Origin of the sequence: Bacillus sp. PAMC26543, assembly GCF_014250375.1 — a bacterium.
Classification (GTDB): domain Bacteria; phylum Bacillota; class Bacilli; order Bacillales; family Bacillaceae; genus Bacillus; species Bacillus halotolerans.
Window position 1 is genome coordinate 3,573,613 of the sequence record NZ_CP060193.1, and the last position, 14,076, is coordinate 3,587,688.

The 14,076-nt window shown below is 38.1% G+C and carries 12 protein-coding genes and 4 pseudogenes; 6 read left to right on the forward strand and 10 right to left on the reverse strand.

Annotated features, from left to right (window positions below; genetic code table 11):
- Positions 1–152 precede the first annotated feature (152 nt).
- Positions 153–1,025, reverse strand: coding sequence for a YitT family protein (locus H7F27_RS17980; RefSeq protein ID WP_105955123.1), 873 nt, complete (start codon positions 1,023–1,025; stop codon positions 153–155).
- Positions 1,026–1,409: 384 nt separating this feature from the next.
- On the opposite strand from H7F27_RS17980, the gene H7F27_RS17985 reads away from it, so the two are divergent.
- Positions 1,410–1,739, forward strand: coding sequence for a winged helix-turn-helix transcriptional regulator (locus H7F27_RS17985; RefSeq protein WP_105991439.1), 330 nt, complete (start codon positions 1,410–1,412; stop codon positions 1,737–1,739).
- Between the two features lie 83 nt (positions 1,740–1,822).
- On the forward strand, positions 1,823–2,395 hold the full coding sequence (locus H7F27_RS17990; protein ID WP_105955125.1) for an alpha/beta hydrolase: 573 nt from the start codon (positions 1,823–1,825) through the stop codon (positions 2,393–2,395).
- A gap of 59 nt (positions 2,396–2,454) precedes the next feature.
- On the opposite strand, the pseudogene H7F27_RS17995 reads toward H7F27_RS17990, so the two are convergent.
- Together H7F27_RS17995 and H7F27_RS18000 are read right to left on the reverse strand one after the other, a co-directional pair.
- Positions 2,455–2,875, reverse strand: a pseudogene (locus H7F27_RS17995) (MaoC family dehydratase).
- Positions 2,876–3,137: 262 nt separating this feature from the next.
- A complete protein-coding gene (locus tag H7F27_RS18000; RefSeq protein WP_185848252.1) occupies positions 3,138–4,529 on the reverse strand; it encodes a MocR-like pyridoxine biosynthesis transcription factor PdxR in 1,392 nt (463 codons plus the stop codon).
- Positions 4,530–4,681: 152 nt separating this feature from the next.
- Here H7F27_RS18000 and H7F27_RS18005 point away from each other — a divergent pair, with 152 nt between their 5' ends.
- Positions 4,682–5,545 (forward strand): DMT family transporter, encoded by an 864-nt coding sequence (locus H7F27_RS18005; protein WP_185848253.1) that lies wholly within the window; start codon positions 4,682–4,684, stop codon positions 5,543–5,545.
- Positions 5,546–5,987: 442 nt separating this feature from the next.
- Here H7F27_RS18005 and H7F27_RS18010 read toward each other — a convergent pair whose 3' ends face one another.
- The 3 genes and pseudogenes from H7F27_RS18010 to H7F27_RS18020 all read right to left on the reverse strand — a co-directional run bounded on the left by H7F27_RS18010 (position 5,988) and on the right by H7F27_RS18020 (position 8,974).
- A complete protein-coding gene (locus H7F27_RS18010; protein WP_185848254.1) occupies positions 5,988–6,557 on the reverse strand; it encodes a flavin reductase family protein in 570 nt (189 codons plus the stop codon).
- A gap of 576 nt (positions 6,558–7,133) precedes the next feature.
- A pseudogene (locus tag H7F27_RS18015) lies at positions 7,134–7,978 on the reverse strand (MerR family transcriptional regulator).
- A 363-nt stretch (positions 7,979–8,341) separates the two neighbouring features.
- On the reverse strand, positions 8,342–8,974 hold the full coding sequence (locus H7F27_RS18020; protein ID WP_095714164.1) for a type 1 glutamine amidotransferase family protein: 633 nt from the start codon (positions 8,972–8,974) through the stop codon (positions 8,342–8,344).
- 536 nt (positions 8,975–9,510) lie between these two features.
- Here H7F27_RS18020 and H7F27_RS18025 point away from each other — a divergent pair.
- A pseudogene (locus H7F27_RS18025) lies at positions 9,511–10,400 on the forward strand (DMT family transporter).
- Between the two features lie 92 nt (positions 10,401–10,492).
- On the opposite strand, the gene H7F27_RS18030 reads toward H7F27_RS18025, so the two are convergent.
- From H7F27_RS18030 to H7F27_RS18045, 4 genes are all read right to left on the reverse strand, one after another.
- The gene (locus H7F27_RS18030) at positions 10,493–10,909 is read right to left on the reverse strand and encodes an NUDIX hydrolase (protein WP_185848255.1); all 417 of its coding nucleotides are present in this window, start codon (positions 10,907–10,909) and stop codon (positions 10,493–10,495) included.
- Between the two features lie 429 nt (positions 10,910–11,338).
- Positions 11,339–11,962 carry an FMN-binding negative transcriptional regulator gene (locus H7F27_RS18035; RefSeq protein WP_185848256.1) on the reverse strand — a complete coding sequence of 208 codons (624 nt, stop codon included), beginning with the start codon at positions 11,960–11,962 and terminating at the stop codon, positions 11,339–11,341.
- 23 nt (positions 11,963–11,985) lie between these two features.
- Positions 11,986–12,504 (reverse strand): spermidine/spermine N(1)-acetyltransferase, encoded by a 519-nt coding sequence (locus H7F27_RS18040; RefSeq protein ID WP_185848257.1) that lies wholly within the window; start codon positions 12,502–12,504, stop codon positions 11,986–11,988.
- A gap of 23 nt (positions 12,505–12,527) precedes the next feature.
- Entirely contained in the window at positions 12,528–12,980 is a 453-nt protein-coding gene (locus H7F27_RS18045; RefSeq protein ID WP_095714159.1) for a MarR family winged helix-turn-helix transcriptional regulator, read from the reverse strand.
- A 114-nt stretch (positions 12,981–13,094) separates the two neighbouring features.
- Between H7F27_RS18045 and H7F27_RS18050 the strand changes: the two genes are divergently transcribed.
- Together H7F27_RS18050 and H7F27_RS21170 are read left to right on the forward strand one after the other, a co-directional pair.
- A complete protein-coding gene (locus H7F27_RS18050; RefSeq protein ID WP_095714158.1) occupies positions 13,095–13,739 on the forward strand; it encodes a YczE/YyaS/YitT family protein in 645 nt (214 codons plus the stop codon).
- Positions 13,740–13,974: 235 nt separating this feature from the next.
- A pseudogene (locus tag H7F27_RS21170) lies at positions 13,975–14,073 on the forward strand (hypothetical protein); the annotation flags it as partial.
- Between the last annotated feature and the right edge of the window lie 3 nt (positions 14,074–14,076).

Consider the following 14,076-nt stretch of genomic DNA (forward strand, 5'->3'; position numbering starts at 1 on the left):
CTCATTATACGAGACAGAAGGCAATGGAATTCCAGTACAGACTTTAACATACTGACTTGCTTGCTACCTTATTTTCTGAGCGTAAAGACAAAAACAATTTAATATAAAAATTCTGAGGTATCTCGCTTTCGGGTTAGAAGTTGTGTTCTTCTCTAATGACTCGTATGTCTTCTAAAATTACTGCCCTTCACTTCAGCTACGTCATATACGGTAACAAAGGCATTTTTATCAATTTCATTAATAATTTCCTTTAGTTTTGTTTCTTCAAGGCGGTTGATGACACATGTGATTTCTTTAAATTTCTCGTTGGAAAAACCGCCATAAGCTTCTTTATAGGTAGCGCTTCGACCTAACTGATCACGTATTGTCTCTACCATTAATTCAGGCTGGGTTGAAATAATTTGAAAGGTTTTAGAACCGCTTAAGCCTTCCTCAACGATATGTATGACTTTGGACGCAATGTAGTAAGCAATGACTGACAGTAATGCCCCTTGTAAGCCAAATACAAGGGATACAAAAATAAACACAAAAAGGTTTAAGAATAAAATGAGATCGCTCGTTCCAAATGGCAATTTTCGAGACAGCAGCACAGCGAGCATATCAATTCCATCCAATGCGCCGCCGTTACGTAACGCTAACCCCATTCCCAATCCAAGGATAATCCCGCCAACAACGGTTATTAACAGGGTATCCCCCTCTATGATGGCTGGAGTGTGGTGGAAAAACATTGTGCCAGCGGCAAGTGATACGATTCCGATAATGGATAATAATGCAAAGTCTTTCCCGATTTGCTTATATCCTAACCAGACAAACGGGATGTTTAATGCTGCAATAAGGACCCCTAGCGGCAAATCAAATAGCTGTGAACCAACGATACTAAGGCCTGTCACCCCTCCATCAGATACACTGTTTGGAATGAGCACTGTTTCCAGTCCATATGCCGCTATAATTCCTCCAATAATAACCATTATGACTTGCAGAATCATTTTCGCTTTAAATTTTTTATGTTTTTTGACTGTATACATACCATTCCTCATTTCTCAAATATTTCGTTATATTTAACTATACCATAATAGATATTTTCAGCTAAAAACATCGTTTTTTTCAAATAAAGTAATTAACAGTAAGATTACCCTCTTTGACTTGGAACATTCAATTTGCCCGTGCCGTCTGTCGAACAAATCGCCCTTTCAGTTCAGATCGTGAATCAGGTCACAAATATCATTTGATGCAAGCTCTGACAGATTATGCTTCAACCCTGGCCAAATAACTAGCAAGATCCTTGGTTTCATGTTCGCAGCCGAGAGAACGTGAGCCGCCTCAGATTTACCCGCCAGGCCCTTTAAACTTCAACACCGAAATTCCTGATTTATTCTGTTATTATACTTTAAAAAGGAGGTTTGATTACAATGAATAGCCTGTGCCGCAGTAAACAAGCCCCATTTGAATACACCTTATCTCTTATAGGGGGCAAATGGAAAATGAGAATTCTCTATGAGTTAGGGTGTGAAAAAACGATGAGATACGGCGAGCTGAAAAGGGCTATGCCCTTCATCACCCATAAAATGTTAAGCGCACAGCTTAAGGAATTACAAATTGACGGCCTTATTCATCGGTCTGAGGTCTCTCAAGTCCCACTGAAAGTAGAGTATTCGTTATCTGACAGAGGGCGATCTTTGTATCCCCTCATAGAAGAAATGTGTAAGTGGGGAATGGCACAAGGAATGTCTCATATGTAAAAGCTACTTACAAAAAAGTGCGTACTTGTTTCCCAATGAGAGGAATTTTATACTGAATGAAAATACTTCGTTTGGAGGAAAAAATGACAAAACAAGTCTATATCATTCATGGCTACAGAGCCTCCTCAACAAATCATTGGTTCCCTTGGCTGAAAAAACGTCTGCTCGCAGATGGGGTCCAAGCAGACATTTTAAACATGCCTCATCCGCTCGAGCCAAGACTTGAGGATTGGCTGGATACACTCTCTTTTTATCAACACACTTTAGATGAAAATACGTATTTGGTTGCGCACAGCCTAGGGTGCCCCGCCCTTTTAAGATTTTTGGAACATATTCAATTACGAAAACAGCTTGGCGGAATCATACTGGTTTCCGGCTTTGCCAAATCATTGCCCACTTTAAAGATGTTAGATGAATTTACACAGGGATCGTTTGATCATCAAAAAATCATCGAGACCGCGAAGCACCGCGCCGTCATTGCTTCTAAGAACGACCAAATTGTTCCATTTTCATGGAGCAAGGAGCTGGCACAACAAATTGACGCTGCGTTATACGAAGTCCAGCACGGGGGTCATTTTTTAGAAAATGAGGGTTTTACTTCTTTGCCTATTGTTTATGATGTGTTAACCTCTTATTTTTCAAAAGAAACTCGCTAAAGTCTTTCACACATCAGCTTATTCAATCGAGCCCGCTTTAGGAAAGCGGGCTTTCTGAGTTATTGCTTCATCAATACCGATAACTCACCTTCAAATACTTTTTCTTCTTTTTGATTATAAGCAGATAACAATACAGTGAGGATTCCCAATTCATTTCTCTTTGGCTGCTTATCAAGCACCTCAACGATTGTATGCAGTTCATCATCTGGAAAAACGGGTTTTATGAATGTAATATGATTCATTTCTGTTCCGGCTATCACATCGTCTCCATACAAACCTTCTTCAATCCAAAGTTTAAAAGAAATGGCCAGTGTTTGTGTGCCAGAAGCGATAATTCCATTAAATCTGCCCTTATTCGCTTTTTCTTCATCTACATGCATATATTGAGGGTCCACTTGCAAACCGCATAATATCATCTTTTGTTAATGTTAAAGATTTCGTTTTGAATACCTGACCGATTGTAAACTCATCTAACTTCATTCTTACACCTCTATTTTGTCATTTGTGTACTTGTTTATTGTAGCACTGACATGAGCAAATAAAAAAATCTCACTTAAAGCTTCATCAATTGCCTATCATCTGAAGTATTTGATGCTGAAGAAGGTTCATATAGGAGTATCCAGTCAAAAAGCATTCAAAACTTATCAGGAGCGGGAGACTGAGGGCCACTTATATCTTCAGTATTTTCATTCATAGCTGGGGATATTTTAAAAGCCATCATCTCCTAATGACTCCTGACCTCTCATATCCTCCAAGCAGCTTTCAGCTTTTTTATGCCTTCTCGTATGTCAACTTCAGAAACCCCTGCAAATCCCAGTGAGACAGTTTTTGCAGGAGGATGTTTTTTATAAGAAAGAGAAACCGGATAAATTTTCACTCCATATTCCTTTGCCTTCTCAATTAACTCTTTTTCACTGAATGGCAAGAAAACGTCCAGTATGATACGAAGGCCAGAATTTTCCCCGCGAATCCTGACATGTTTTCCTAATTCTTTTTGCACAGTCTCTAATAAAACTTGTCTTTTTTTTCGATATAGCTTTCTCATTCTGTTGATGTGTTTTTGCCACTCTCCATTTTTTATAAATTGAGCCAGCGTCAGCTGACTGTGGCAGGACACTGTTTGCTTATATAAAGAAGTGATGTCATGGCCTTTTTTTAAAAGAGGCGAAGGGAGAATCATATAGCTGATACGCAGCGAAGGAAGAAGAGATTTGGAAAAGGTGCCCATATAAATGACACGGTTATGCTGGTCAAGCCCTTGTAAGGATGGGACCGGCTGTCCTGTGTATCTAAATTCCCCGTCATAATCGTCCTCTATGATGAATGATTGATTTTCTGCCGCCCATTTGAGCAGCTGCATTCTTCTGTTAATCGTCATGATTGTTCCCAGCGTAAATTGATGAGAAGGTGTGACATATACAAGGTCTGGCTGCTGTTCTTTGATCTTCTGTATACAAATCCCTTCATCGTCGACCGGTATAGGAACGATATTCATACGATTGGCTTCAAAAATCTTCCGAGCTCTTGGATAACCCGGATCCTCATATCCTATGAAAATATCCGGTTCAAAAACCTGGCACAAGATTTGCAGAAGAAAAGGGTTTCCGGCACCTATGATCACTTGTTCAGGGACACAATGAACTCCGCGTGATTGATACAGATACTCTGCAATAAGTGTCCTCAGCTCAAGCTCCCCTAAGACATTTCCTGGCCGATAAAGCTCGTGGCCATATTGGTCTAAACTATTGACCATACTTTTTCGCCAAGCGGAAAAAGGGAAGTGAGAAGAATCTACATTTCCATAGTGAAAATCAATCCATTGTTCATTTTCTTGCGCTTTTTGTCTCGCTGGTGATGTGCTAAGCATTTTACTATGGACAAAATCAGCATCATTATAATCAGCAAACCATCCGCTTCTTGGCTTGCTCACAATATAGCCTTCAGCAGTAAGCTGTTCATAGGCACGTTCTACAGTCGTGTGACTGATGGAAAGCTGACTCGCCAGGAGCCTCTTTGATGGCAGTTTCATTCCTTTTCGAATACGCCCCTGATGCATGTTTTCTTTGAAATACTGATAAAGCTGCTGATAAAGCGGAATATCCAGATTTCTATTTAAAAAAGGTGTGATATCCATTTGCGCGTTTCCCCTAACTGGTATGCAATTTTTTAAGAAAACTGGCTGTTTTTAAAAGGTCAATTACAGTTTATAGTCATTGTAATCCTTAGATACTGGTTTTGTTAAGAACATCCAGATCATGAAAAAGAAATATATTTGGAGTGATTGCAATGAACAAAACAACAAATGGCTGGATAAATGGTTTTATAGGCGTACTCATTTTCAGCGGATCGCTGCCTGCGACCCGCTTGGCTGTGGCAGACTTCGATCCGTTGTTCCTCACCGTATGCCGCGCTGCAATAGCTGGTGTATTGGCCGGGGCGCTCCTTCTCATCTTCCGGCAGCAGCGACCCGCCAACGGTGACATAACTGCGCTATTGGTGGTAGCGTTCGGCGTGGTGGTCGGTTTCCCATTGCTGACAGCCTTGGCGCTTCAGTATGTCACATCCGCCCATGCCATTGTTTTCATTGGGCTTCTTCCGCTCGCGACGGCGATCTTCGGCGTACTGCGGGGAGGGGAACGCCCCCGGCCAGCTTTCTGGATTTTCTCCGCTGCAGGCAGCTTACTAGTAGCAGGATTCGCCCTCATCCAAGGCGGAGAATCTTCCCCGATCGGTGACGCGTACATGCTGGCTTCTATCGTCGTATGCGGGCTCGGTTATGCAGAAGGGGCCCGGCTCTCACGGCGCCTGGGAAACTGGCAGGTGATCTCTTGGGCTCTCGTTCTGTCACTTCCTCTTATGCTGCCATTGTCATTCTATTTTACGCCAGGCTCATGGTCGGGCGTCGGCGTTCCTGCACTGCTCAGTCTTGCGTATGTATCCTTATTCAGCATGCTGATTGGCTTCGTGTTCTGGTATCGTGGTCTCGCACAAGGCGGTATTGCGGCGGTTGGACAGCTGCAGCTTCTCCAGCCCTTCTTTGGACTGCTGCTTGCCTCAGTGATTCTGCACGAGAAAGTGGGCTGGGCACTCGTAGCAGTGAATATCGCCGTTATATTGTGCGTGGCAGCTGCTCGGCGATTCGCAAAGTAAGATAGACTCTTCAAAAACGGGGAAAACCTTTGTTTATTCCATTTCACTTTAACGAGTGAAACAAAAAGAAAAAAACTGCAAAACTAAAGAGAACATTAAAAAATACCAGGGGTCTACAACCCTTGGTATCTTTGATGCGGCCGAGAGACTTGAACCTTCATGGATTATTCACCTACTAGGCCCCTAAATCAAAGCTTATTTTCTTTACACTCCGTATATTCACTTTCCCATCATTTCTATATGTTTATATGAAATGCGATTTAAAAAATGGAGTCGGTAACGGGTATTTAATCAGTAAAATACGTTTACTGTTACGTCATTTATTGCTTCATCACCTCATCTAAAAGCATATATTGAGGGTCAATTTCTATCGCAAACCGCACATAGTGGTGTTATGAGCATGTATGCCACGTAACAATGAAGGTGGAGGAACCTGATTGTTTCAATCAGCTTTGGAATCAAATGCGTGCTGACGTTCCTCTGCTTTACAATTTAATATTCGGTAGCTGGACTTTCCAATATGAAGCGGAATATCCAACTTTTCTAAATTTGGCATTCCATTTCTTAAGAAAAGCTCTTTATCTTGATATCTCTGTAAAACTTCTCCCACAATCCACTCTTGATCGCCCAAAGTGGACATACTGTGTACTTTACACTCATAAGCAAAATACGCATCAGTTAAAATCGGTATCTCAGCTTTTAATCCTTCTTCGGATTGAATATTAAATTCTTCAAACTTATTGATATCTCTGCCACTATGGGTGCCTAAAGCTTGAATTAATTCCGAACATCTCCCTGGAAGAAAATTCACACCGAAAACACCACTTTTCTCAATCATTTTGTACGTATATGTCTCTTTGTTTACTGATATCCCATACATTCCTGGAGAAGATCCGATATACGTATGCCACCCGGAAGCCATTGCGTTTTTTTCGCCTTCATATTGAGCCGTAACTACAGCTACCATTCCAGGGTAGGCGTACCAAATTGGTTCATCTACCGGTGCTCTCATATTCATCGCTCCTTTTTTCAGATTCATTTTTTATTAGGATTTTAGATACGATAAAACGTGTTTCAACGTAAAGCTAAAGCAGCATGCACAGCTCTAATATGATTCACTGCATTGTTATGATGAATCTATCTTCCTTCACTACAGCCGTAGCGATAACGTCAGGGTGTGAATCAACCCATAACAAAGCAGTATCTCCATCGTATGTTTCGTTTAAGGATGCAAAAGGAGCAAGTTCTGCACCTCGCCGCCAAGAACGATAATACGATCAAGCCTGTGCTTATGAATTAAGCTTTTGGCAGATCAAGCTCGCTTTAATAAAACACTCCTACCAACAATCCCCTGCTCTTTTTCAAGGCTCGCATCAAAATCGACAGGCACTTCTTCAAATGGACCTTTCGTTTTAAGGTGCAAGCCAGTTAATAAATGGGCTCTCAGTACATGACGGTTGGTTTCCGCCTTGCCATTGCGTCACGAGTAACCGAAGCATCTTGTCATCTTATACATCCTCCCTTTCAAATATTCATAAGAAGATGCACAAATCATAAACCCTATAGCAACTATAGGGTCAAGAATTAGTTATTTTTTTAGCACTCTTAATTCTGTAAGGAAGTTTTCTTCTCTTAATGAGTGAAAGTCGATTGGAAGAGAAACTTGATATACTTTTCCATCTGTTTGGATGCCATGAGATTCAATATATTGATAAAGCTTACGATAATATTCATCATAATTTTTTGCAGACCAATCAAATGCGATACATACATATTCACCGGACGGGATCGTGTCAGCGTTATGTTTTTTTCTCCTATGTCTATCTCTTTTCCATTGCGAACAGTCGTATAAATACTGTTGCAATAAATTTCACGAGAATCCTTATAGGGCTTGAAAGCATAAATGAATCCATAATAGTTATCTACTACATCTCCTATTTTTTCTACAACATCAGCCAGCTTTCTGTAATACAAATCTGATTGATGATGAGGATTAACTCGAGGCGTCTCCACTTTTATTATTGTTTGTTCATCTATATAACGAAAATAAACGAAACCTTCATCTTTTTTATTGCATATGTCTACTTGTTCATTAAGCTGATTCCTTCTTCTATGAAGTAATTGCCGGGCACGTTCGAGTTTTTCCATTTCTTGCACAATCATGTTTTCTTGCTCCTCAAGAAAGTGTTGCATATATTCAGGGGTACAAGTATTTGAGCTGAAACGCTTGATTTCTTCCAGAGGTGTTCTAATATATTTTAGATACTTGATAATATCTAAATAAAAGAACTGTTTCACATGGTAATATCGATAGCCATTATCCTGATCTGTATAATGAGGCTTGAAAACTCCGATCCTATCATAATAGCGCAATGTTTGAATTGAGATGTTATTGAGACGGGCTGTTTCTCCAATTGTAAAATATTCCTTCATCCATTATCATCCTTTCTATCTGTTAGCTCTTTAGAAAATCTTTCATTTACCTATTCACAAATACGACCTAAATCCTAAACGAACTAACTCGAGAAAATAGAAATCCCTAAAATCTGCTGAAGACGGTTTTATACCAAACTGTTATGAATGAATACATGTATATCCGAAAGCCAATATTAGACTTTAGAAAAAAAGCCTAATCTCCCAAAAAGATTAAGCTTTTTCCCTTTACTATACTTAAACTAAGCCCTCAACATTGCTTTGTTTTATGAAAGCTTGTTTTCATTACAACATCACTTCTGAGTATTGTTAAAACATGTTTGTCATCGTCTCAAGTATATAAAACTCAGTTGAATGATTCGCTCATCTCTCTATTGAATTCATTAATTCGTAGAAGTATTCAGGCTGATGTGTCTTATTGAGGTTATACCATGAATGTAATGTATCTGGCGCAAATACATCTAATGTTTTCAATACTTCCATCGCAAATTCCAGAGGAGCTACTCCTGACGCAGTAATCAAATTCTCACCAGATACCGCAGGCCCCACCTCATAAAACGTTTCTCCTTTATAATGAGGACAGACCATTTTAAGATACTCTAAGTCATTGCTAGTATGCTTTCTGGAATCTAGGTATCCCATATTGGCGAGGCCCTCCGTTGCACCGCAAATTGCAGCAACAATAGTGCCAAGCTCTAAAGCTTCGCCAACAATTTTCAAGATAGGCTGATGAATATCTTCTCCCCAAGTATTCGCTCCAGGTAAAATGAGAAGATCTTTACTCTCAAGAGTGCACTCACCAACGGAAATATCTGGTTTTATGCTCAGACCTCCCATTGTAGTAATCATTTCTTGATTAACTCCTACTGTAACTACTTTTAAAGGTACTGCATCTTTTTTGAAATATCTTCCTGAGTTTAGTTCAGCGATTAAATATCCATATTCCCAATCTGACATTGTATTACATACATAAAGATAAACTTTCTTCGTTTGCATCCAATCACACTCCGATCACAATTGATATAGCCTATTATATAACTTCCCTGACAGAAGTTATCGTACTTGATGACATTAATTCTGACAGAACATCAATAAATCTTTTCTTTAAGGCTTATTCGCTAAAATAGATTTACCGTATAAGTAAAAGTAAATAAGGTAAAGGGCCTTAGCAGAATCATTCTGCGATAAGAGTTCCTTTTGTGTGGTGTTCCGAGTAGAGATATTACCTCTAAATCTGTTATTTTATGAATTACCAGGAAGTCACAATTAATATAAAACATTTATAAGGTTTCATGTATAATCTATCTTGAACCAACTTTTTCGCAATATCAAAACTTTTTAAAAAATTAATATAAATAGGGGGATTAACATGCTACTCTCAAATACAAATCTATACACTTGGAAGCCATTTTCTACTTCACCGCCACCGCCGTTTACTCCAGCTGTTGAATCAGCAGTGAATAAGCTTATATTTAAAACAGATTAAGAATCTGCGAAATATAAGCTGTTTCGCAGATTCGAAGGAGTAGACAATGAAATCTAAGATTCAGTTTATATTATCAATGATCATTTTCGGCACAATGGGTTTAGTTGTAAGATACATTGATTTATCTTCGAGTGAAACAGCTTTACTAAGCAGTTCAATTGGATGTCTATTTTTAATAGTCGTGTTTATGATGATGAAGAAAACCATTCCATGGAAATTAGTGAAAGCGAATGCTTACATCTTATTTCTTTCTGGTATTGCATTAGGAGGGAATTGGATCTTTCTTTATCAATCGTACGATCATACAACACTTACTAATGCAACACTAGGGTATTACTTTGCACCTGTGTTTGTCATGATTCTCTCACCATTTGTTCTTAAGGAACAATTATCTGTCAAAAAATGGTTTGTATTGGTGTAGCGATTATAGGCATGTTATTGATTGTTGGAAATGGCATAAATGCATCTGGAACAGACGATCTGCTTGGGATCTTTTTCGGATTAGTTGCGGCTGCATTTTACGCTGCATTGATGTTACTAAATAAATTTATACACCGCATGGGCAGGCTGGAGATTACAATCATCCAACTTGGATTAACAGCATTCCTGCTCTTGCCATATGTGTTTTTCACCGAAGGATTCGGTATCTTTGGAGTATCTGGATCATCCGTTCCTTTTATCATCATTTTAGGGATTGTAAACACTGGAATTGGATTTTGGTTATTTTTCTCGGGGATGCAAAAATTAAAAGGACAGAGTATTGCTATGTTAAGCTATGTAGACCCATTTGTAGCTATATTAATTTCTGCCATTATCCTGCAAGAACAAATGACCATTGTTCAAATGCTAGGTGGCGCACTCCTTTTAGGCTCAACATTTGTTAGCGAGAATAAATCAATCACATTTTCCAAAACGATTAAAGAAAATATCAGCTAAGTAACGTACAAAACAGTGGGGAGCATTCGTTCCCCACTGTTTTGTTTCTTTTGTTTACAACTTGACCCAAACTAGCCTGACGATTACTGCCATTACCCTATTGTTCCTTGATTATTATATAGGGCGTATCCTGTCAGCATTTTATTAAGTCCTCCTGAGTAATACGGCATTCGTTCATTTGCCTGTTCAATGTCAACCCATTCAATTTGCAATATCTCGTTTGGCTTTTTAATCGCTTCGGTTCCTCCAACAATTCGTGCTTCAAATGTAAAAAGGATAGCGTGATGATTCCTCTTTACATATTTCGCTTCGTTAACAGCAATTAAATTCCCTATTTCTACTTCAAAACCTGTTTCTTCATACACTTCACGTATAGCAGCTTCTATTAACGTCTCATCAGGTTCAACTCTTCCACCTGGAAGTGACCAGTGTCCTTCATGATTATCCACCATTAATATCTGATTACATTTACTTTTAATCAACGCATACACAACTTTTACTTCTTCCATGGGAATCTCCTTTATAGAACAAAATTCATCCTCGGTTGATTTGTTGATTTTCTATATATTACTATAAATGATAACTGGTTAGTTTTAGTAAAAAGTCTCTCATAGCTGTATTTTCTGCATAAAAAAATAATACCAAAGGCAGTTAAACCTTTGGTATCATTGGGATGCGGCCGAGATGACTTGAACCTTCACGGGTTATTCACTAACAAGCCCTCATTCTGAAAGCTAATTTTCATTACAATCCGTATATTCATTTTCGCCATTTCTATAAGTTTTTATGAATTGTGATTAGAAAACCGAAAGAGCCCCGCCAGAAGCCTCTGCTAAAAACAGCAAGTGTTCCTTGAACTTTCACACGAATTGAAGGCTCTGTAGAATCAAAAATTTGATTACTATTCATTAATCCAAATTTCGCTAATAAAAGTGGACTTATATTTCATCTTTTAATCGCTTTTCCATCAGTTCTGCCATTTGCTTTGAATTTGGATTTCCTTCATGTCGTAATTGATCAATGATATTCATATAATCCTTTTCATTTCGGTTCTGACTTAATTTATATGAAGCCTGAATTTCTCCCACCTTCATCTTAAATCCGACAATACCTTTCAGCTGACTTTCTAAGAGCTGAGGCGAAAGCTTATCCCATAAAACTGGATTCTTACGGTGTTTTTCGTATTTTTGCAGCAGCATTGTCAGGTCATGTTTTAACTCTTCTTCGTTCAAAATGCTGGCTGTACCGTATACATGTACGGCTTGATAGTTCCATGTTGGGACGTTTTCCTTTTCATACCAAGAGGAAGAGATATAAGCGTGCGGTCCCTGAAACATAACAAGCACATCTTCACAGGTTTCAAATGTTCTCCATTGAGGATTCCCATAAGCAATATGCCCCGTTATATAGTAAGTATCTCCCTCTTTCATTAACTGCAATGGCAAATGAGTTGCAATTGGTTTCCCTTGGGCTGTCGTGACAATTGTGCCAAATGAGTTGTTTTGAACAAAGTCCCAAATGTCATCGACATTTGTTACCTTATAGTATTTTGGAATATACATATAAACCCGCCTTTCATAAAAAGTTATACGAGTGTTTTGATCATGATAAAGTCTATTTGTTCTTCATCACCCATATAAAAAGAGTGGGCTCCAGTTTGAACAAACCCCATTTTCTCATAAAAAGCAATAGCATTTTCATTTTTTTCCCATACGCCTAGCCAGATTTTCTTTTTCTTAGATTCCTGCGCAATTTCCACAGCTTTATTGAACAGGTATTTACCAAGGCCATGTTTTTGAAATTTGTTCTTGATATAAATCCTCTCGATTTCTAGTGATTCATCACCCATTTCTTCAGATTGAGCCTCATTGGTATTGACCTTTAAATATCCAGCGACTTCATGATTAAAATAAACAAAAAAGAATTGTGAAGAGATATTAGATAATTCCTTTTCCAACTGTTTAGAATGAAACGCACTTTCCAAATAAGCTTTCATATTTTCAGGTGAATTATGGTCTTTGAATGTATCATTGAATGTTTCAATACTTATTTCTTGGAGTATTTTTAAATCTTCAAGGCTGCACTTTTTTAGTTTTACACTCATGCTCATATATGCTCCTTTTAAAATTAATAATCTCTCTTGTTCCCTTTTTTTACATATTCCCAGTCAACTTCTACATTTTTTCTCATTCTTTGAAGAAGGTGAAAAATGGTTTCTTCTTCTTTTTCAGAAAACCCCGCTAATGCGACACTATTCGAATGATCATTTTCTCTTTTTATAACGGGAAACACATCTTTCCCTTTTTCTGTTGGAAAGAGTTTTTTTATCTTTTTGTTATGTTCATCATCCATCTTTTCAATAAAACCGTTTATTTCGAGTTTTTTTATCGCACGAGCTGCGGTTGTTCGGTCTACTTTAATCATTTCAGCTAACTTTTCTTGAATGATTCCTGGGTTTTCACATATTCGGACAAGGTACAAATACTGCCCTTTTGTGAGGTTATATTCTTTAAATTCTATATTGCTTATCGAATCTAATGCCCTGGCAATCATTCCGATTTCGCGAAGAATTTCCTTCATCATGACCTCCTTAGTGCATATCTTTGTTGCAAATACAACAAAAATGACTTATATTGAATATATCTTAACTTTGTTGTATTTGCAATAAAAATAACAAAAAAGAGGTCGAGTAAAGTGAAATATACTTTTTATGTATTAGGAATTTTCATTTTAACCCTTGGTATTTCCTTCACTATCCAATCAGACCTTGGAACTTCACCCTTTGATGCAGTTGTGGTAGGACTGTCTAAAAATGTGGGGCTTACAGTGGGAAGCTGGGAAATCATAATAGCGTTCATATTGATATGCTGTAATTCAATTTTAAATAGACAAAGACCGGAAGTTTTGGGGATGTTAACAGCATTTCTAACGGGGATTGGGATTGATATGTGGCTTTTTTTATTGCACAATTTGATAACACCTGACCTATGGTTCAGCAAAGTGATTTGTTTTGGAATCGGCTTAGTCGTTATAGGATTAGGAACTGCAACCTATTTGCACACAAATTTTGCACCAATTCCAGTTGACCGATTAACATTAATCATTAAAGACTTAACTAGAACAAATATCTTTTTTTCGAGAACGTTCATTTATGTCGTATTCTTGATAGTTGCAATGATTTTAAATGGGCCAGTTGGCGTAGGGACTTTATTAACCGTTTGTTTAGGAGGAATAATCCTTAATGCCTTTATGCCATTTACAGAACAAATATTAGACCGCATATTCACACACTCTAGTACATCACCACATGATGACAAAAATAAAAAGCATTCAATATAGTCTGCTTCATGTAAAGAGAAAGTGTTTTTTTATTTTCGCAGTTTCTAGACCACAAAGATAAGATAGGGGATTCCTCAATGAAGTCACCCGCATACAGTGTGGCCATCATTTCAAAAAGCTGTCTAGATTTATTCGATTGAGCTAACATTCGTTACCTCTCCTTGAACAATTTTTTCGAACTTTCATATCTATTCCATGGTAATATTTAGATATAACTAACTGAAAGGATTGGACAATGATGGGATTTGAAGCTAAGTCTTTGTTATCTGAAGCTGAAAACCGAAAAAAAGATTATAAAAAACTGATTAAGCTAAGAAAAGCATGTAAGGCTGTTGAT